The following is a 19,683-nucleotide window of genomic DNA, read 5'->3' on the forward strand; positions in this document are numbered from 1 at the left end:
CTTCGAAGACGATTCTGAGAAAAAGCAGTCGCAGTGGGGCGCCGGGTCTCGGCAATCAGCTTGCCTGCAGCGGGCAGCAAACCGGGCGCCGGTCAGTTGGCGTACACGCAAGACCGGGGTGCGCCGGACCAGCTCTTACACGCTCTATTCCGGCAGCCGAAATCGCGCTGAAGCGGGTCCCTCATATAGGTGGCCGTCAGGGCCGAACGCACCGGCGAATGCCTGCCCCCCGTTCGGATCCGCGCAGACGAGATCATGGTTTGAAATCTCCGTCACCGTGCATCCCGACGCTCCCGCCAGCGCGCCCGGGATAAGCCGAAAGTCCCCGTCCTTGGGTGCCGTGAAGCCCGGATTGCCGGCACGCCCGTGGGACTCGAACCCGCGCTCGCGCTTGAGCGCGACAGGAAAGCCGTTGCTGCTGACGTCGAAATCGAAGACGCTCGCGAGCGCGGAGAGATCGCGGCCGGACTCGTCGACGGGCAGCCACCGGAAGCAGTCGAAGAACGGCAGCGTTCCCGTTTCGCCGAGATAGCGGGCGAGGCCGTCCCCGCCGACCACGCCACGTCCGCAGGTGCTCACATCGAACGTTTCGGGTCTCGGCCGGCACACTTCTTTATCGTAGCCGGGCACGCCGTCCTCGCAGAATAGCAGGGCGTTGTTCCAGTGCCTGAGATTGGCGGCCGCGCCGATCCCGGTCACGGGCGAGCGCAGGTACCAGCTATTGTTGAACAGGTAGATCGCGCCGCGCTCCGCATAGCGATAGGTCCCGGGCTCCACATCCCGCGGGGGGAGCGCGAGCTTGACGACGCGGCCCTGGAGGCTTGCCTCACAGGTCTGGTCGAGGGGATCCATCCAGGAGACGGCACCGCTCGGACCGATGCTCTCGACCCCGACGGGCAGCCAGCGGGCGCGTGCGTAGTCGTAACGCCGGTCGAGCTTCGGGTCGAATGCCCCGCCGGCGGCCGGTTTCTCGATCGGGTGGCGCGTGCAGGGCGGCGGGAACAGGGAATGATCCGGCAAGGCGATCGCCGGGACGTCGTCGAACCAGCCGCGATTGCCGTAGACGTAGATCGGACCGCCTCCCATGTCGTCGAACGAGAACCACGCGTGGGCATTGACGATCCGGTTGCGATAGATCCGGACGTCCGTCGCCCAGGTCTCCAGTTCGATGGGGTTGTCGCGAACGTAGGCGAACAGGTTGTCGTAGATCCAGACGTCCCCATTGTAGGGGCAGGTTTCCGGCGAGAGGTCCAAGGCCTTGCGGTCGTCGCAGGCGGCAGCCTTGAGCCGAAAGCCGTTATAGGCCGAAAGGACGGTGTTGCGGCGGAAGATGATGGGGCCCCGCACGTCGCTTCCGCCGAGCAGCGCACCGTTGAAGTGATCGTAGGCGCCGTGATGGCCCACGCCCCAGGGGATGCTCCGCCAGAGCAGGCCCGGGCAGCCGAGCGGGCTGACGCGGCCGTCGGCGCAGCGGAACGGACCATCGCGCCTCAGGGCCGCGGCGTCGTAGCCGCTCGCGTCCTGCACCCATGTCACGTCCTCGACCACCAGCGAGTCGGCCGGCCGCTCCCGGCTGCCGCGTGCCGCGAGACCGTAGCTGCTCCCGATCACGAGGGAGCGACGCAGCGTGACGCGGCGACTGCCGATCGCCCGGACGGCCGCGAGCCAGCACCCGTCAAACGTCAGATCCTCCACCGTGATGCCGTCCCCCCGGTCGATGTCGAGGCAGGCTGCCTCCGCAAGCCGTCCGGCACGGCCGATCGGTATGGCGAGCCGCGAGCGGCGGCTGCGCTCCCGCTCGCCGGTCGAGGCCGGCGTGGTCAGAGCACCGAGCAGGTCCGAAACCTGTGGGGCCGCAAGGGCAGTCGCGAGGCCGCCGCAGGCCTGCTCGAGATCGTCCTCGGGCATCGGACAGCCGCGGACCTCATCGACCGTGCGCCCGACCAATCGTGTGCGCCCGCCGAGGCCCTTGATTAGGATCGGCGGCGCGTCCCGCTCGCCCAAGCCGGACAGAACGATCCGCTTGGCGTAGAGCGCCGCGACGGCGGGATCTGGGCTGTCGGCGAGAAGCTGGACTACGTCTCCCGGGCGCAGTCCCCGCATCGCCTCGGTGGAGAAGGCTTGCGTCTGCGGGGCGATCATCCGGCCGTCCGCATCGTAGCCCGGTCCGGCCCCTGCGGGCGTGACGTAGATCGTCCGCGCCACGGCGGCATGCGTCCCCAGGCAAAGCAGCCCTGCCGCGAGCAGGCGCCGCGCGCGGCAGCTGCCATGGGACGAGCGGACTTGGCCCCGCGGGCGTCTGGTAGCGGCATGCTCGCCATCAACGAAAGCCATCGTCGGCACCTCGATCATCCCGGGGCGGCCCAAAGATGTGATCGACCGGCCCGGGTCCGACGCGCGGACCCGGTACGCGATGACGGGGTAGGTCACTCGGCCGGGACTTGCTCAATCTCCTGCACACCCGCCTTGGCGGCGCGCCTGGCAGCCTCGTAGGCATCCCGATAGCCGCGCGCGACGGCACGCACGCCGCGTCCGATATCGGCGTATGCCTCGTCGGGCAGGTTAGCGAGGGAGACCCGCAGGGACCAATCGGGCGCTTCGAACCCGCCACCGTTGAGCAGCACGATGCCGTGGACCTCGGCGAGCCGAAAGGCGAGGTCGAGCGGATGGACGTTGCGCTTCAGATAGGCAACGGCCTCCTCGCCGATATTCTTGCGCGCCCAGAACTCGAAATCGATCAGCCCGTAGTAGGCATCGTAATTCGGGTTGGGCGTGATTTGGAGGCCGAGCCCCTCGATCATCGACCAGGCGCGCCGGTTGACGATCTCCATGCAGGCCTCCTGATAGACCTTGCTCTCGTCCATCAGCTCGGCGAGCGAGAACAGGCTCATCATCACCTGCTGCGGCAGGGAGAGGCCGGCGGTGTGGTTGAGCGCAATGTCGCGACTGTCAGCCACGATGCGGTCGATGAACTTGAGCTTGCGCGGCTCCAAGGTCAGCGGCCCGTAGCGCTTGTCGAGATCCGCGGTCACCTCGGGCGGCAGCTTCGCGATGGCCTTGTCGAAGATGTTGTCCTCGTGGATCGCGATGGCGCCGAGCCGCCAGCCGGTGCAGCCGAAATATTTCGAGAACGAGTAGACACCGATGGTGTTGTGCGGCAGTTCCGCCATCAGCGACTGGAAGTCGTGCACGAACGTGCCGTAGACGTCGTCGGTCAAAATCATCAGGTCGGGCCGCTTGTCCCTAACCAACCGGGTGATCTTGGCGATCGTCTCCGGGCTCAGGGCCATCCCGGTCGGGTTGCCGGGATTGACGACGAAGAAGGCCTTGACCTTCGGATCGAGCAGCTTGTCGATCTCGGCATCTGTGTATTGGAATTTGTTCTCCTGCGGCGCCTTTATGTGAACCACACCGAGGGCATAGTCCTCGAGATGCGTCATCTCGAGATAAGGCGTGAAGATCGGCGTGCCGAGGGCGATCGTATCGCCCGGCATCAGGAGCCGATTGGCTTTGAGGGACTTGAACAGGTAGCACATCGCTGCCGTTCCGCCCTCGACTGCGTAGAGATCGAACCGGCCGGCTGGCTTGCGCGAACCGCACATCGCCCACATCAGGTATTCGTGTACGATCCGCTCGTTGTGGACGAGCATCCGATCCGGAACGGGGTAATTGTCGCCGACGATCGAATCGACGAGTTCGTGCACGAAGGCGTCCGGCTCGAAGGCAAACGTTCGAGTCGCGTAGGGGACGAGGGCCGCCAGGAAGTCGGCGCCGGGCTGATCGGTACGCTGCTGCAGCCAGACCGCGAGCCGTTCGGCGATTCCGGACGCCTGCGGCATGCCGCCGAGCCCGGCTGGGTGGCTCATCACGCGCCGGCTCTCGCTCATCGCGAACTGGCCGAGGAGGAAGAAGGCGTCGCGCGGCGTCGTAGCGACCCAGTTCGGGTTACCCCGTCCCGCGTTGAGGAAGGCTGATTGTGTTCGGCGCGACGTCGCCTTGGCCAGCTTGATCAGCTCGTCCTTGATCTCGAACGGGCTGAGCGACTCGAAGTCCTGTAGATCGAACGATCCTGCCATGACGATACTCCGGCGCTTCGGGGGGTCTCAAGAGAAGATGAGCACGATCACCATGCCGTAGATGGTGAGTACGGTGTTGCCGATGGCGTAGGGCATGCCGTAGCCGAGGGCCGGGATCTTGCTCTTGGCGGCTTCCTGGACCATGCCGAGGGCCGCGGTGGTGGTCCGCACGCCCGCGCAGGCGCCGAACAGAATCGCCGGGTGAAAGTTGAAGATGTACCGGCCGATGTAGACCGACAGGACCATCGGGATAGCGGTCGCGAGCGCGCCCCAGAGAAGAAGACTTAGGCCCACAGCATGGACGCCCGCCACGAAGCCCGGACCGGCGCTGATGCCGACGACGGCGATGAACACGTTGAGGCCCAGCGTATTCAGCAGCCACAGGGCCGGTCCCGGGATGCGCCCGAAGATCGGGCGGATCGTCCGCAGCCAACCGAGCACCAGGCCGGCCAGCAGGGCGCCGCCGGAGGTCGACAGGCTGATTGGGATGCCGCCGATCTTGTAGCTCAGCGCGCCGACGAGACCCCCGAGGACGATGCCCACGGCAAGGAAGGCGATATCGGTCGTCTCGACAGTCCGGTCCGGGTAGCCGAGGTGCCCGATTGCCGCTTCGACGTGCCGGTGGCCTCCGGCAAGCGTGAGGATGTCGCCGCGCAGGATCTCGGTCCGCGGCAGCACCGGGAGTTCGACCATGTTGCGCATGATCTTGCGCAGATAGACGCCGCGTGCCCAATCATGGCCCGCAAGTTCCTCGAGGGTCATGCCCGCGAGGTCGCGGTTCGTCACGAGAACGTCGACGACCTCCGCCGGAACATTGAGGAGTTCCCGGTCCTGAACCTCCTCGAGCATGGGGTTGAGGCTATCGACGAGGCGCTCGCGACGACCGGAGACGGCCACGACGTCGTCAGGCCGCAGCATGGTCTCGCCATCGGCCTCGATGATCTGATCACCGCGCCGCACGCGCTCAACGAAGACGCGCATCCCCGGCCAGATCTCCCGCACCGGCCGGCCAACGATGCTGTCGTCGTTCGGCACCCGGTACGCCCGCAACTCGATGTGACGGATCGCCGAGATGAGGCCGCCCTCACTCACCTGACCGCCCATCGTCTGCTCGTAGTCTTTGCAGGCCTTCTCGAGATCGACGCCGATCAGTTTCGGCCCAAGCTGCGCCAGGATGATCGCCGACCCGATCGTGCCGAAGATGTAGGTGACCGCGTAACCGATCGGAATCTGATCGAGATAGGTCTTGGCTTGGTCGGCCGGCATGTCGAGCCGCGCGATCTGGTCGGATGCGACGCCGATTGAGGCCGAGATGGTCTGCGAGCCGGCGTACATCCCCGCCGCGTAGCCGAGATCGAGGCCGGCGAGCTTGGCGCACAGGATCGGTGCGAGCAGGCAGAGGGCGAGGACGACGAGGGAGAAGCCGATCTGCCTCGGCCCCTCCTTGGTCAGGCCGCTCACGAATTGCGGCCCGACGCCATATCCGATCGCGAAGATGAACAGGATGAAGAAGGTCGATTTGACGTTGGGCGAGATGGCGATCCCCAGTTGACCGATCGCAACCGCGGCGAGAAGGGTCGCCGTGACATTTCCGAGGCTGAAGCCCGCGACTTTCCGAGGACCGATTGCAAATCCGATCGCCAGGGACAGAAAGATCGCCAACTCAGGATAAGTCTGAAAGGTCCTGACGAGCCAATCGCCCATAGGATGTTTCCCTATCCGGTCGCTCGCCCTCGCATCAGCGATTTCAGGTGCGCGGACGACAACTGCCAATCTTGCCGCAACATCCACTTGCCCCCGCCGCGGTGTAAACCCGGACGGAAGCTGCGACCGTCAGAAGCTATAACGGGACAAACACAATCCGCTTGATCGCTTGGGACAAATAAAAATCTCGTTGCCAAGCTTCCGCAGTCCGTTATCTCGCCATCTTGTTTAACATCGAAGCGATTGTAACATAAACTGACAATAAAATACGGCGCGGCGTTTGGCGGGACCGCTCCGGCGACCCTGCGTCGAGCCGCACCCCGGATCGGACCGTCAGACCGCAACCCGACCTGATCCAACTGCCCACGGACTTTTCTTCCATCGGGTGCGCTCCATGGGTATGGCACAGCGACTTCAGGCGATGGCGGTTTCCGGGTTCAGAGATCCGGGACAGGAAGGCGCCATGGTCAGGCACGTCAGCCGGCGGGCGATCCAGGGTGTCCTGCTGACGGCGGTCATCCTTCTATCAGATGCTCCCGTCCATGCCGTGCCTGCGCGGCACGGCGGGCGAGTCGTCGTGACCTACGTTCAGCCGAGCGACCCCGCGCATCGCGAGATCTACCGGACGCTGCGGCGGCAGCGCGTGTTAGAGCGGCTTGGCGCGGTCGTTCGCCTAGTTCGACTCCCCGGTCGTTTGACGCTCCGGCTGAAGGGGTGCGGCGGCGAGGCGAACGCCTGGTACGATCCCGAAAGCCACGCCGTCACGATGTGCTACGAGATGGTCGCAGGCATCATCGCTCTCGCGCCGCACGAAGCCTCTGCGGCCGGCGTCACCCAGGAGCAGGCGATTCGCGGGCCGATCGCCCAGATTCTGGTGCACGAGACCGGACATGCCCTGTTCCACCTGTTGCGCGTCCCGATCTTCGGACGCGAGGAGGACGCGGCCGACCAACTTGCCGCCCTGCTCCTGCTCCACCTCGCCCCTGCACAAGCCCGGGCTCTCGTCGGAGGCAGCGGCTACTTCTTCGTGACGCTGGGGCGGCAGGAAGCGGTCGATAGAAGCGGTTTCGCCAATGTGCACGGCCTATCATGGCAGAGATTCTACAGCCTCGTATGCCTCGCCTACGGCTCCGATCCCCGTCGCTACGCCGACATCGTTGCAAAGGATTATCTGCCCCCCGAGCGGGCCGCGACGTGCAGAGAGGAATACAAGTCGGCGGCTTACGCTTTCGAGAGGCTGATCGGCCCGCACTTGCGGGTACGCCTGCATCGCGGCGCACGCTTGCGCCGCGCTTGGCAATCGCGGGTCCCGTAGACTATCCGCCGCTGTAGTCGGGCGATCACCGGCGACGTTCATACCGACAGCTGACCATCAGTGGCTCATCAGGCAGCAGACAGGCGAACGTTTCAAGAAATCTCGCGTCACGCCGCCGAACAACCATTCCCGCAATCGGGACCGGCCATATCCGCCCATGACCACGAGATCTGCATCCGCCTGGTCTACGAAGCGCAAAATTTCATCCGCGACGTTTCGAGCATTCGCACCCAACAGGTGCTGACTGACCTGTGCGCCGTGACGGGCCAGAAATTCCGCGACGCGGTCGGCACCATCGGATCGGGCTTCCTCACCCGCGCTGACGACGGAGACGTGCTTCGCGCGACGTAGGAACGGCAGCGCAGCCGAGACCGCGCGGCGTGCCTCGGGCGCATCTTTCCAAGCGACGACGATCCGTTCGGCTCTGAGGTCATCCGAGCCGGGCGGAGTCATCAGGACCGGACGCCCGACTTCCATCAAGACCGCGCCGGGTAAGGCGCTCATCTCGCCGATGCCTTCCTCACTCTCGCGGCCGACGACAACGACATCCGCAGCCAGCGCCTGCCGCACGAGAAAGTCTGCCGCATTGGCCTCTGCTTGCAACCAACTGGTCAGGACATCCGCGTCGGCATTCTGCTCGAAAAGATCCCGGCATCGCTCCAAATCCCTCGCGAGCTTGGCTTGCTCCTCGTTATAGGTCGTCTGAATCTCAGCTAGGTCGTGGCCGGGGCCGGGATTTGGAATCTTACGCGCGGCGACACCGGTCAGCATTGCGTTGAAGTGCTTCGCGAGACGCGTCGAGAGGCGGACGCGGGCAGCGGCCGCCGCGCTGAGGTCGAGGGAAACCAGGATGCTGGCGATGGTCATATCATCGACTCCCGTCAAACCGTTACAAAGAGCGTGCAGTCAGCTTTGCCGGCGCCGCAGCAGTCGGCGTGCGCCCGGGGTTTGGTCCTGGAAAACGCATGGCGCTCAGCTGAGGAGCCTTTCTCATGGCCCGATCACGGGAGTTTGCCGGATATCTTCGCGTGTGCCGCTTACGGTCAGGTCATTGTCGAGCTGATGCAGCCGTGGGACCGGGATGCCGATCTCCCCGCCACCGAGCCATCGTCGGCGTGCGACCACGGCGATCAGCGTATGTCCGTCCTGTGAGACCCTGACATCCTGCACGCGCCCCACAACGAGCTTGTGATCGGCGTGGAGCCACCGTCCCCGGAGGGTCGGAATCAACGACGCCGCCGCCATCTGCATGTGCGAATCCGCCTGCGTCGCGATCAGAGAGCGGGCTTCCTGCGCGCGCGCGGCGCCGGCGAACAGGATGAGAGCGCAGACCAAGATGCGATCAGGTTGGCGCATCCCTTGTTCCCCCCTAACCCGCCTGAGGCATGTCGCTGTCGACGGGGCTGTTCGTCTCCGATCGCTTCTCCTTCCGCCATGTGCTTGGCGCCATGCCCGACCAGCGCCGAAAGGCATGCGTGAAGGCGGCGAGCTCGGAGAAGTTCAGGGCTGCCGAAATCTGCGTCAGGCTCATGCTCGTGTCGGCCAGGAGCTGCTTGGCCACCGCGAACTGGGCCTCGTTGGTGAGCTGCCTGAAGCTCGTGCCCTCGGCCCTCAGGCGGCGGCTCAGGGTGCGGCGGTTCACCAGCCGCAGGCGCGCAAACCGCTCCGCCTTGCAGCGCTGCTTGATCACCGTAGCCCGGAGATAGTGACGGAGCTCGTCCGTCAGCTTGGCGGGCTCGGCGGCCTCGATCTGGCGGATCCGCTCCTCCACGCATCGGCGAACCGCCGGGTCTGCGCCGGCGATCGTCTGCTGCAGGAGCAGCGCCGGAAAAACCAGGGCGGTCATTTCCTGATCGAACCGGACGGGCGCGCGAAAGAACGCGCCGTATGGCTTGATGTCATCCGGTGCGCAGCGCGGCAGCAGCACCTCCAGCGGCGCCCATTGGGACCCGCAGAGCGCCCGCAGAACGTTGGTCACTTTGGCCAAGGCCCGCTCGGAATGCAGGGCGGCTCCCACAATCTCGGGATCATACGGGGTGTAGCTGAGTACGGCGATCTCGTCGAAGACGCCCAGCCCGACCACGCCACCCCGGTCCTGTACGCACAGATGAGCCTCGAGGGCCCGCAGCGCGTCCCCGACCGTCTCGCAGTTGCACAGCAGCGAGCCGAGGAGCCACTGTGAGGCCAGCGTGACGCGCTCCCCGATGAGGAGCCCAAGATGTGGGCAATGCATGCGGTCGGCTGCCAGAGCGATGAGGCGGCCGACCGCGGTGAATGGGACGAGCTTCATGCCGCTATCGATGACCTGCGGATCGAGTCCGGCTTCGGCGACGAGGCTGCTGAAGTCGGCGCCGAGTTCAATGAGAACGACCCGGATGGCCCTGACATCGTCAACCTGGACAAATCCCGTCGAGGGAGCCTTCTCGGTCGCGTGGAAGCGCTCGGCCAAGGCTGCCTCCGTCAAGCAGAAGCCGCTGTGCAATGTGGCGGACAGGGGCATAATCGTATCCTCCGACGCCAATTAATCTAAGCCATAAATCATTGCTTGATCGAACGGGACACCCGAACAGCTTCGAATTTAGTAAGCGCCCTCCGACGTTTTTCGGGGCCGAGCGAGGACTTGTCCCAGGGGACCTTGCCGGCCGCTTCATCGGAGTTGGCTCGGCCCCGATGCAGAATACTCCGATACCGGAACGAAAAAGGGACCTCCAACCAAGTGCTACTGCGGCGCGCAGCCGGGTCTGCGCCTTCACGGGATTGAACACGCCTTTGCAAGCCGCCTCCCGCCGCCAGCCGGCCTCCGTGCGTCGCGCCCGCGATCGAGATCCTTTATCGCCGCAATACTGTGCAGACTGCAGGCGGTGGCTCCAGCAGCTGGATCAGTACTGCTCCGGCACGAAACGCTGGTCGCGCAGGGTGTCGTCGTAGGCGTTCTTCTTGCAGCGTTTGGGCAGCGCCACCGGCTCGGGCTTGAGCTCCCGATAGGGGATCAGATGCAGCAGGTGCGCGATGCAGTTCAGCCGCGCCCTGCGCTTATCGTCGGAGCGCACCACGTACCACGGCAAGGCGTCGGAATCGGTTGCCGCGAGCATCGCATCCCGGGCGCGGGAATAATCGTACCATCGCCGGTAGGATTCCAGGTCCATCGGGCTCAGCTTCCACTGCCGGAGCGGATCGCTGATGCGGGCCTCGAAGCGGATCCTCTGTTCCTGGCGGCCGACCTCCAGCCAGAACTTGATGAGCTGGATCCCGCTCCCGGCGATGAACTGCTCGATTTGCGGACAGAGGGTCAGGAAGCGGCGCTGCTCAGCCTCGCCGGCGAACCCCATGACGGCCTCGACGCCCGCACGATTGTACCAGCTGCGGTCGTAGATCACGATCTCGCCCGCGGCTGGGAAGTGCGCGATGTAGCGCTGAAGAAAAAGCTGGCTCTTCTCGCGATCGGACGGCGCCGGCAGGGCGACGACGCGGAACACGCGCGGGCTGACCCGCTCGGTGATCGCCTTGATGGTGCCGCCCTTGCCGGCCGCGTCGCGCCCCTCGAACACCACGATGATCCGCGCGCCGGTCGCCTTCACCCAGGCCTGGAGGTGGCAGAGCTGCACCTGGAGCTTCCGCAGCTCGCGCTCATAGGCTTTGCGCTTCAGCCGGTTGCGCTCGCCGGTCGGCTCTGTCTCGACGCGCGCTTCGGCGCGGAGTGCTTGATCTGTACCGTCCATGGGGCAATCCTCCGCTATTCCGCCGGGAGATGCCCCGGCGTGCCGCCGGCCGCGTCGGACTGCGTGGCTGGGTAGGTCATCTTGCCCGTCCGGCCGCTCAGCAGACGCCACGCCCGCTCGCGCAGGCCCTGGAACACGACGTAGAGCGGCGGGATCACGAAGATTCCGAGGAACGATGCGGCGAGCATGCCGCCGAACACGGGCGTCCCGACATCGCGCCGGGCGAGCTGCGAGGCGCCGGTGGCGATCACGAGCGGGAGGAGCCCGAGGATGAAGGCGAAGGACGTCATCATCACCGGGCGGAAGCGGAGGCGTGCGCCCTCCGTCGCGGCCTCGCGCAGCGGCACGCCCTTCTCGCGCTGCTCCTTGGCGAACTCGACGATGAGGATGCCGTTCTTGGCGGCCAGGCCGATCAGCACCACCATGCCGATCTGCGCGTAGAGATCGAGGGTGAGGTTGCCCCAGACCATCGCCAAATAGGCGCCGACGATGCCGACCGTCACGGAGAGCAGCACGGGCACCGGGATGGTCCAGCTCTCGTACAGGCCGACCAGGAACAGGAAGGCGAATAGCACCGCGAAAGCCAGAATGATCGCGGTCTTGCCCTCCGCCCGCTTCTCTTGGAAAGCGGTGTCGGTCCATTCCCCGCCGAAGCCCGCGGGCAGCGTGCGCGCTGCGACGGCCTCCATGGCCGCGAGCGCCTGGCCCGAGGAGACGCCCGGCGCGGGGCCGCCCTGCACCGTCACGGCACGGAGGTTGTTGTACCGGATCAGCGCGGGCGGCCCGACGACGATGCGGGCCTCCGCGAGGCTGCGCAATGGGACCATCCCGCCGTCCTTGTTGCGCACATTGATGCGGTAGATGTCGTCGATCTTCTGGCGGTCCGTCGCCTCGGCCTGGACCTGGACCTGCCACGCGCGGCCGAACAGGTTGATGTCATTGATGTAGTAGCCGCCGAGCGAGGCCTGCAGCGCCTGGAACACGGCGTCGAGCGACACCCCGAGGATCTGGACCTTGTTGCGGTCGATATCGAGGTAGACTGAGGGATTCGTCGCCGAGAAGGTGCTGAAGACGCGATTGAGCTTCGGCTCCTGGTTCGCCGCGACGAGGAGCCCGCGCAAGACTTGCGCGAGCTCCTTCGGGTCGCCGCCGCGCAGGTCCTCCAGCACGTAGGCGAAGCCGCCGCCGGTGCCGAGACCGATGATCGGCGGCGGCGCGATCGGCACGACCGTGCCGCCGGGGATCTCGCGGAAGCGCTGGCCGAGCCGCGCGATCAGCGCCGCGGCGCCGTCGCCCGCGCCCTTCCGCTCCTCGAAGGGCTTGAGCGTCACCACTTGGAAGGCGGCGTTGCCCTGCGAGTAATTGTCGATGAAGTTGAGGCCGACGACCGTGGTCGTGTCCGCGACCGCGTGCTCCTCGCGCAGGATCGCCTCGGCTTGCGCCGCGACCGCCGAGGTCCGGTCGACGGACGCACCCTCGGGCAGTTGCACGACCACGAAGAACGCGCCCTGGTCGTCCTCGGGCAGGAAGCCCGTGGGCGTGATCTTGGCCAGCTCGACCGTGCCCCAGGCCGCCGCGAGCGACAGCACGACGCCGATGATCGACAGGCGGACGATGCGGGCGACCGCCACGCCGTAGCCGTCGCGCACCCCGTCGATCGCGCGCATGATGAAGCCCATGATCCCGCGGCGCGGGCCGTGGTGCGGCCGCAGCAGCACCCCGCAGAGCGCGGGCGAGAGCGTCAGCGCGTTGATCGCCGAGAGGAACATCGAGACCGCGACCGCCACGGCGAACTGGCGGAACAGCTCCCCCGAGATGCCGGGCACGAAGGCGACTGGCACGAAGACCGAGAGCAGGACCAGGGTGATCGCGATGATCGGGGCCGTGATCTCGGCCATCGCCCGCTTGGTTGCCTCGCGCGGGGACAGCTCGGGATGCTCCTCCATCACCCGCTCGACGTTCTCGACGACCACGATGGCGTCGTCGACCACGATGCCGATGGCGAGCACCATGGCGAGCAGCGAGACGGAGTTCGCCGAGTACCCCACCGCCTTCAGGGCGATGAAGGTGCCGATCAGGCTGACCGGCACGGCCAGCGTCGGGATGAGCGTCGCGCGAAGGCTGCCGAGGAACAGGAACACCACCACCACGACGAGCACGAACGCCTCGATCAGGGTCTTCTGCACCTCGTGGACGGTCTCGGTGATGAAGGCTGTCGGGTCGTAGGTGACCTTCCACTCCAGCCCCTCCGGGAAGGAGGGGGCGAGCGCCGCGACGCGGGCCTTGACCTCCTTGAGCGTCGCGATCGCGTTGGCGCCCGGCGATTGGTAGATCGCCACGACGGTCGCCGGGCTGCCGTTGAGCCGGGTCTCACGGTCGAGGCTCGCCGCACCCAGTTCGATCCGGGCGACGTCGCCGAGGCGAAGCAGGGAGCCGTCCGGGTTCGTGCGCAGGACGATGTTCTGGAACTGCTCGGGCGAGGTGAGCCGTCCCTGGGTCTGGATGCTGAGTTGAAGCTGCTGCGCGTTGGAGATCGGTCGGGCACCGATCCGCCCCACGGGCGCCTGGACGTTCTGCGCCTTGATCGCGTCGATCACGTCGCTCGTGGTGAGGTTGAGCCCGGTCAGCTGGTCGGTCCGGACCCAGGCCCGCATCGCGTAATCCTGCGGCCCCCACAGGGTCGCGTCACCGACGCCGGGCGTGCTCTTGATGCGGTCGAGCAGGTTGATGGTGACGTAGTTTGAGATGAAGAGCGGGTCCTGAGCGCCCTTGGGCGAGTAGACCGCGAGCACGCCGAGCAGGGCGGACGACTTCTTCTTGACCGTGATCCCCTGCTTGCGAACGTCCTCGGGCAGCTTGGCCAGGGCGATCTGGACCCGGTTGTTGACGTTGACGGCGTTGATGTCGGGATCGGTCCCGAGTTCGAACGACCCGGTGAGCGTGTAGCTGCCGTCGTTGCCGCTGACGCTCTTCATGTAGATCATCTTGTCGACGCCCACGACCTGCGACTCGATGGGCTGGGCGACCGTGGATTCCACCACCGCGGCGGCGGCGCCGGGATACGTTGTCGTCACCGAGACCTGCGGCGGCACGATGTCGGGGTATTGCGCGACCGGAATGGTGAGCAGCGCCAGGGCACCGGCGATCGACGTGACGATGGCGATGACGATTGCCAGGCGCGGGCGGTCGACGAAGATCGCGGACAGCATGGCCTCAGATCCCGCTTGCCGGCTGGGCGATCGGGTTCGCCCGAACGGCGATCCCGGGCCGCACCCGCTGGAGGCCGTCGACGATGACCAGTTCGCCGCCGGACAGGCCCTCGTCGACGATGGCATCCGGTCCGGTGCCGCCGGAGCCCAGCTTGACTCGCCGGATCACGGCCCGCCCGTCTTCGACGACGAAGACGTAGACGCCGCCCTGGTCGGCGATGAGGGCAGCCTGGGGCACCATCACCTTCTCCACAGGCGCCCCGGTCTGCAGCGCGACCTTGACGAGCTGGCCGTCCCGCAGGGTGCCGGCGGGGTTCGGCATGCTGGCGCGCACCAGCACTGTGTCGGTGGTGCGGTCGACGCTGATGTTCACGAAGTTGACCCGGCCGAGCTGGTCGTAGGTCGTGCCGTCGGAGAACTGGATCCGCACGACGATCTTGCTGCGGTCCAGGTGGGCACCGCTCTGCTGCACCCGGAGGAACTCGCGCTGGCTGACCGGGAAGGCGACGTACATGGGATCCTGGCTCACGATGGAGGTGAGCACCCCGCTGTCCGGCCCGACCACGTTGCCCTTCGTGACGCTGGTGCGTCCGATCCGGCCGGCGATTGGGGAGAGGATCTTGGTGTAGCCGAGGTTGATCTGCGCCGTTCTCAGGCTCGCCTCGTCGCCCATCACGGCGCCTTGCGATTGTTCGAGGGCGGCGCGCGCTTGGTCGCGTGCGACCACGGTGCCGGAATTGCGGTCGAGGAGATCCTGCGCGCGCTGGAGCTGGATCGCCGCGAGCGTCTCGGCCGCGCGGGTGCGCTCCAGCGCCCCCTCTGCCTGACGGACGGCGGCCTCGAAGAGGTCGGGCTCGATCCGGTAGAGCGGCGCGCCCTCCGCGACCAGCTCGCCCTCCTTGAACAGGACCGCGTCGAGGTAGCCCGTGACCCGCCCCCGTACCTCGACGCGGCTCACGGCCTCCACCCGGCCGACGAAGTCGAGCGCCGTGTCGATGGCCTTCTTCTGCGCGGCGACGGTGCCGACGGGCAGCGCCGCGGCGGGCGCCGTCTCCGCGGCGGCGGAATGCGATCCTGCGGTCAGAAGAGTGAGGATGAAGAGACAACGAGACCAGCGGAACATGACCGTCCCTCGCCCGGAGAATCCCCGCGCATCCTTGCAGATTGCGTCTGTCCGGCTTGATCGGACGGGACAGCCGGACCTCCCGCCCGGACCGATCAGGCCCTCGGTGGCACCCCGGAGCCCGAGAGCATCAGCGCCCTCAGCGTGTCGCGGCCGAGCACGCGCCCGAGTTCGCGCCACGCGAAGTAGGGGACGAGCGCGATGGCCATGATCACCGTCATGACCGCGAGGCCGCGCACGCCGCCGCCGCCGATCGCCGGCAGGGCGTCGGCGAGGCTATGCCCCTTCCACAGATTGATCGCCGATTCCTCTGCCGCGTAGGCGCAGACCAGCAGCAGGGCAAACCCGGCGGATCGCAGCGCGATGGGCAGGATCAACGGCCGGCCCGCGAAGTGCGGACGAGCGTCGAGCCCTTCCGCCACCAGCATCACCTTGGCGAGGATCCAGGCATTGATGAAGGCGAGGCCGTAGAACTGGGCGCTCAGGCCGTGCCGCGACAGCACCACCGATTCGTGCAGCACCAGCACGCCGAATACGACCCACAGATAAATGAAGATCGCGGCGATGTGTTTCGCCTCTTGGGACACGCGCCGTCCGATGCGCCGCCAGCGATCCGTCGCCCCGGTGTTGCGGACGATTGCCGGATCAGCGGGCGTGCTCATCCGCTCCCCTCCTGCCCGACCGTCCTGGGTCGTCCGATCGCGAACGCCGTGCGCGACGACGCATGATCATCGACAGCCGCCTGTCCCGTACGCACGCGTCGCAGGGTAGCAGTTCGGCCCTGCCGAGCGACCATACGCGATGACCTTTCCGATCATAGGCCAAAACAATCAGCCCAGGAATGCGCTTCTGCTACATCTATGAAATTTAATCAGAAGCAATCCAGGCCATATCATCTACCGGCAATCGTATCGGGCAGGAATCGTCCTTCAGTCCTGCTTCCAATACGGCCGGGCGGCCTCGGTCCGGAACCATCGCGTGTGTCCCTTTCGATCAAGCGTTCCGATCCGGCCTAGATTAGAAATCGAGCCAATCTACTCGCATGGTGGAATGTTCATATCTCCGCTTTGGCACGCGACGAGGCTGGGCCGGCCGTTCCATCAACCAGGAGGAGCCGATCTCATGAAGTGCTTCATCATTGCTGTCTCCGCCGTCACCGCCCTGATTGTCACCAGCGCCGCTGCGGAGGCACGCGGCTTTGGGGGTGGCGGCTTCCGGGGTGGCGGCTTCCGCGGCGGCGGCTTTCACGCGGGCGGCTTCCGAGCCGGCGGTTTTCATGGCGGAGGGATCGGAGGCTATCGCGGCGGATACCGCGGTGGTTATGCCTACCGCGGCGGCGTCGGTCGCTATGGCGGTGCTTATGCCTATCGCGGCGGCTATGGCCGTTACGTTCGCCCCGGCTACGGTGCCTACGGCTATCGCTATCGCCCGTATGGCTACGGGCTGGCGGCCGCCGGCGTCGGTGCCGCGGCGGCGGCGGCGGGCTACTACGGAGCGACGTCCGGCGGATGCGGCCCGTACCAATACTGGGACGCCTATGCCGGCGTCTGCCGCCCGAACTGAGGTCAGCCACCGGGACGGCATTACCGCGCCAGGAACGCCGACCTCCGGCGTTCCGCATCACCCCGTCACGTGATCCGATGAGGCGTCCGTCATGCGAACCAGGATTGCTGCCTTCTGTCTCGCCGCTGCCGGATTGTCGTCCGCACAGGCGCAGGCGCAGGACTTCTCGAGCACGCCGCCGCTCCTCGTGCACGGCAATTACTGCGGCCTTGGCAACCGCGCACCGCTTCTCCCCGTCGATGCGCTGGATCGCGCCTGCGCGCGCCATGATGCGTGTACGCCCGCGGGCGGCCTGCCGCCTCGGCTCTGCAATCTCCGCTTGTCGCGGGAGGCAGACCTGATCGCTCGGGATCCCCGTCAACCCGACGACGTTCGGGCGGCGGCCGGGTTCATCGCCTTCAGCGCCGCGACGATGCCGTTCGACCCAGCGCCGCGGGCCGTGATGGTCGTGGCGCCCGGTGCCGCCGGCCCTTACGTCCGCCAACGTGCGCGCGTCGGGTATGACTACTAGCCTCCGGGGGCGTCACCCGAGGGCCGTCATCCGAGAGCGGTCACGCAGGAGCGGGCGGCCGGCGCCGGCCGCGCTGCCGCTCAGGGTTCCGTCGACGGTGCCGTGGCCGACCGGAGCGCCCCGTAGCGTGCAATGGCCGTACGGGCGTTGAACAACAGGCGGTCCGGGCCGAGTTCCCGGTCCAGGCCCGTGCGCCGCACCATCCGGAGCACGTCCGGGTTGCAGCCCACGAGCCAGACGCTGACGGCAGCGGACCGTATGCCCTCCCGCAGCATCTGAAGCGCAGAATACTCGATGTCGGGCACGCGGCTGAGGTCGAGGGCGACGACGCGCGGCTTGTACTCCTCCGTCAGCGCCCGCATCCGCTCCCCTACGGTCTGGGCGTTCGCGAAATACAGACGGCCCTCCGGACGGAGGATCAGAAGCCCGTCGAAGGTCTCATCCTCGGGATGGTCGAGGGACTGTGGACGCAGGACGTCGGCCCCGGGCTTACGGACGATGATCGAGATACGGGGCTGAGCCGTCTGGAGGGCGAGGCCCAGGAACGAGAGGACGATGGCCACGACGATGCCCTGGAGCGTCCCGAAGGCGAGGACGCCGATTGCCGCCGCGACGGCCCAGCGAAACTCCATGCATCGGACCGTATAGATGGCGCGGAACTCCGCCGGCTGGATCAGGCTGGCCGAGTACACGACGACGATCGCCGCGAGGGTCGCCTGCGGCAGGAGGCCGAGGATCCCAGCGAGGAACAGCATCGTGGCGAGCGCGGCGACGGCGGTCGCGAGCGAGGTCGCCTGCGTCCGGCCGCCGGCCGCGCGAACGACGCTCGTCTGCGAGGTTCCACCACCCGCCGGCATGGCGCCGAGCAGGGCTCCACCCAGGTTTGCCGATCCGGTCGCGACCAGTTCGCGGTTGGCATCGACGGGCGGATCGCCGGGGCCGACGAAGGCCCGTGCCGCCGCGATGCTCTCCGTGAAACTCATCAGGGCGATCCCGACCGCGCCCGGCAGAAGCGCGAGGACGAGTCCGGGATCGGGCACGGTCAGGGACGGTAGGCCCTGCGGGATCGGCCCGACTGTGGAGACGCCCCGCGCGCCGAGGTCCAGCACCCACGAGGCGGCGATCGCGGCGGCGGCCACGATCAGGGGCGCCGGGGAGTGCGGCTTCAACCGTTCCATGCCGATGAGGATGGCCAGCGTCGTGCCACCGACGGCCAAGGTTGGCAGAGAGATCTCGGGGAGGTGGCGGACGACGCTCGCCAGATCGGCGAAGAACGACTGCTTCGCGATATGCAGCCCGAGGAGCTTGGGGGCTTGGTCCAGCAGGATCACGAGACCGATGCCGGTCTTGAAACCCGTGAGCACCGGCACGGAGATGAAGCTTGCGATGAAGCCCAGCTTCAGGACCCGCGCCGCGAGAAGCAGCGCGCCCACAAGGGCCGTCAATGTCGCCGCGGCGACCGCAAGTCTCGCCGGATCGCCGTCCGGAACCACAGTGCCGAGCTCGGCCCCGGTCAGGATAGCCAGCGTCGTCGTCGAGCTCACGCTGAGGACGCGCGACGAGCCCAGCCATCCGTAGACGAGCGGCGGCACGAACGCGGTGTAGAGCCCGACCGACACCGGCAGTCCGGCCACCGTAGCATAAGCCATCGCCTTCGGCAGGACGACGGTCGCGGCCGTGAGCCCCGCCACGACGTCGTGGCCGAGATCCGGTGACACACGGTTCCCGCCAGTTCGACGCGCCTTGCCGGGATCTCTCATCGGAACCCCCGTCTTCAGGGCACACAACCGACTGTAGCACCGTTCGGGAGAGTATTGCGGGGTGAAGACGCGGCGACGTCTGATCTGTTTTTCGGGTCGGCTTTGAAAGATCGACGCCGGACGGCGCCCGGAAGCTGGATATACAGGACGTGGCCTCAGAACGCATCTCTCTCCATGAGGGCCAGGGTTCGTCGCAGGATCTCGAAGATCACAGCCGTCGACCAGCCGAACAGCAGGATCCCGTTCATTGCGGCAACTGGACCGAGGAGGCGCCAGCGTTCGGCTGGAACGATGTCTCCGTAGCCGAGCGTTGTATAATTGACGAACGCGAAGTACAGAAAGTCGGATCCTGCTGGCGCTATGCGGATCACTTTGTAGATCGCGGCCCAGATCGCAACTTCAACAGTATGCGCCGCCATAATGACGCACACGGCTGACGACATGATGCGCCAGAGGGTCACGCTGCTGTAGCCGCGGATGGCGCCGTGCACACGAACCACCTTCAGGATGATGGTCATCATGAAGGCGTGGATCGTGATGCTGCACACGCTCCCGAGCGCGCCGATCGCGAGTTGCGTCAGCATGTCGTTCCCCCGGAATCGATGATACTTGAGCACGCGCCAGGACAACAGTCGATCATGATGGCATGCCATCGCGGTCCAGGGCCGCTCGCCCGGCAGAGCGCAACGGACGCGTCGAGCGG

At 66.7% G+C, this 19,683-nt stretch carries 15 protein-coding genes; 3 read left to right on the forward strand and 12 right to left on the reverse strand.

Annotation, left to right across the window (positions count from 1 at the left end; translation table 11 throughout):
* Positions 1–144: 144 nt before the first annotated feature.
* From BLW78_RS22185 to aspT, 3 genes are read right to left on the reverse strand one after another with little or no spacing between them, the layout of a single operon-like run.
* Positions 145–2,430, reverse strand: a complete 2,286-nt coding sequence (locus BLW78_RS22185) for a hypothetical protein (RefSeq protein ID WP_244527022.1) — start codon at positions 2,428–2,430, stop codon at positions 145–147.
* Positions 2,427–4,076 carry a bifunctional aspartate transaminase/aspartate 4-decarboxylase gene (locus BLW78_RS22190; RefSeq protein ID WP_091682130.1) on the reverse strand — a complete coding sequence of 550 codons (1,650 nt, stop codon included), beginning with the start codon at positions 4,074–4,076 and terminating at the stop codon, positions 2,427–2,429. Before BLW78_RS22190 ends, BLW78_RS22185 begins: the two co-directional genes overlap by 4 nt.
* 27 nt (positions 4,077–4,103) lie before the next feature.
* Positions 4,104–5,780, reverse strand: coding sequence for an aspartate-alanine antiporter (gene aspT, locus BLW78_RS22195; RefSeq protein WP_091682132.1), 1,677 nt, complete (start codon positions 5,778–5,780; stop codon positions 4,104–4,106).
* A gap of 463 nt (positions 5,781–6,243) precedes the next feature.
* Here aspT and BLW78_RS22200 point away from each other — a divergent pair, with 463 nt between their 5' ends.
* Positions 6,244–7,095: a DUF4344 domain-containing metallopeptidase gene (locus BLW78_RS22200; protein WP_091682133.1), complete on the forward strand. Its 852-nt coding sequence runs from the start codon at positions 6,244–6,246 to the stop codon at positions 7,093–7,095.
* A gap of 57 nt (positions 7,096–7,152) precedes the next feature.
* On the opposite strand, the gene BLW78_RS22205 is transcribed toward BLW78_RS22200, so the two are convergent.
* From BLW78_RS22205 to BLW78_RS22235, 7 genes are all read right to left on the reverse strand, one after another.
* Positions 7,153–7,962, reverse strand: coding sequence for a universal stress protein (locus BLW78_RS22205; protein ID WP_091682135.1), 810 nt, complete (start codon positions 7,960–7,962; stop codon positions 7,153–7,155).
* Positions 7,963–8,085: 123 nt separating this feature from the next.
* On the reverse strand, positions 8,086–8,451 hold the full coding sequence (locus BLW78_RS22210) for a hypothetical protein (RefSeq protein ID WP_091682136.1): 366 nt from the start codon (positions 8,449–8,451) through the stop codon (positions 8,086–8,088).
* A 13-nt stretch (positions 8,452–8,464) separates the two neighbouring features.
* On the reverse strand, positions 8,465–9,544 hold the full coding sequence (locus BLW78_RS22215) for an AraC family transcriptional regulator (RefSeq protein WP_348272463.1): 1,080 nt from the start codon (positions 9,542–9,544) through the stop codon (positions 8,465–8,467).
* A gap of 430 nt (positions 9,545–9,974) precedes the next feature.
* Positions 9,975–10,814: a polyphosphate kinase 2 gene (gene ppk2 / locus BLW78_RS22220; RefSeq protein WP_091682143.1), complete on the reverse strand. Its 840-nt coding sequence runs from the start codon at positions 10,812–10,814 to the stop codon at positions 9,975–9,977.
* A 14-nt stretch (positions 10,815–10,828) separates the two neighbouring features.
* Positions 10,829–14,023, reverse strand: coding sequence for an efflux RND transporter permease subunit (locus tag BLW78_RS22225; RefSeq protein ID WP_091682145.1), 3,195 nt, complete (start codon positions 14,021–14,023; stop codon positions 10,829–10,831).
* Between the two features lie 4 nt (positions 14,024–14,027).
* Complete coding sequence (locus tag BLW78_RS22230) at positions 14,028–15,146, reverse strand: efflux RND transporter periplasmic adaptor subunit (RefSeq protein ID WP_091682146.1); 1,119 nt, start codon at positions 15,144–15,146, stop codon at positions 14,028–14,030.
* A gap of 95 nt (positions 15,147–15,241) precedes the next feature.
* The gene (locus BLW78_RS22235) at positions 15,242–15,808 is read right to left on the reverse strand and encodes a hypothetical protein (RefSeq protein WP_170855218.1); all 567 of its coding nucleotides are present in this window, start codon (positions 15,806–15,808) and stop codon (positions 15,242–15,244) included.
* Between the two features lie 460 nt (positions 15,809–16,268).
* Here BLW78_RS22235 and BLW78_RS22240 point away from each other — a divergent pair, with 460 nt between their 5' ends.
* Together BLW78_RS22240 and BLW78_RS22245 are read left to right on the forward strand one after the other, a co-directional pair.
* The gene (locus BLW78_RS22240) at positions 16,269–16,709 is read left to right on the forward strand and encodes a hypothetical protein (protein WP_091682148.1); all 441 of its coding nucleotides are present in this window, start codon (positions 16,269–16,271) and stop codon (positions 16,707–16,709) included.
* Positions 16,710–16,800: 91 nt separating this feature from the next.
* A complete protein-coding gene (locus tag BLW78_RS22245) occupies positions 16,801–17,220 on the forward strand; it encodes a phospholipase A2 family protein (RefSeq protein WP_244527023.1) in 420 nt (139 codons plus the stop codon).
* An 80-nt stretch (positions 17,221–17,300) separates the two neighbouring features.
* Here the strand turns inward: BLW78_RS22245 and BLW78_RS22250 are convergent, their stop codons facing one another.
* Both BLW78_RS22250 and BLW78_RS22255 read right to left on the reverse strand, forming a co-directional pair.
* Positions 17,301–18,938 (reverse strand): SulP family inorganic anion transporter, encoded by a 1,638-nt coding sequence (locus BLW78_RS22250; protein WP_280142480.1) that lies wholly within the window; start codon positions 18,936–18,938, stop codon positions 17,301–17,303.
* A gap of 197 nt (positions 18,939–19,135) precedes the next feature.
* Positions 19,136–19,564 (reverse strand): potassium channel family protein, encoded by a 429-nt coding sequence (locus BLW78_RS22255; protein WP_091682151.1) that lies wholly within the window; start codon positions 19,562–19,564, stop codon positions 19,136–19,138.
* Positions 19,565–19,683: the final 119 nt, after the last annotated feature.

This window comes from Methylobacterium sp. 275MFSha3.1, assembly GCF_900108435.1.
Classification (GTDB): Bacteria; Pseudomonadota; Alphaproteobacteria; order Rhizobiales; family Beijerinckiaceae; genus Methylobacterium.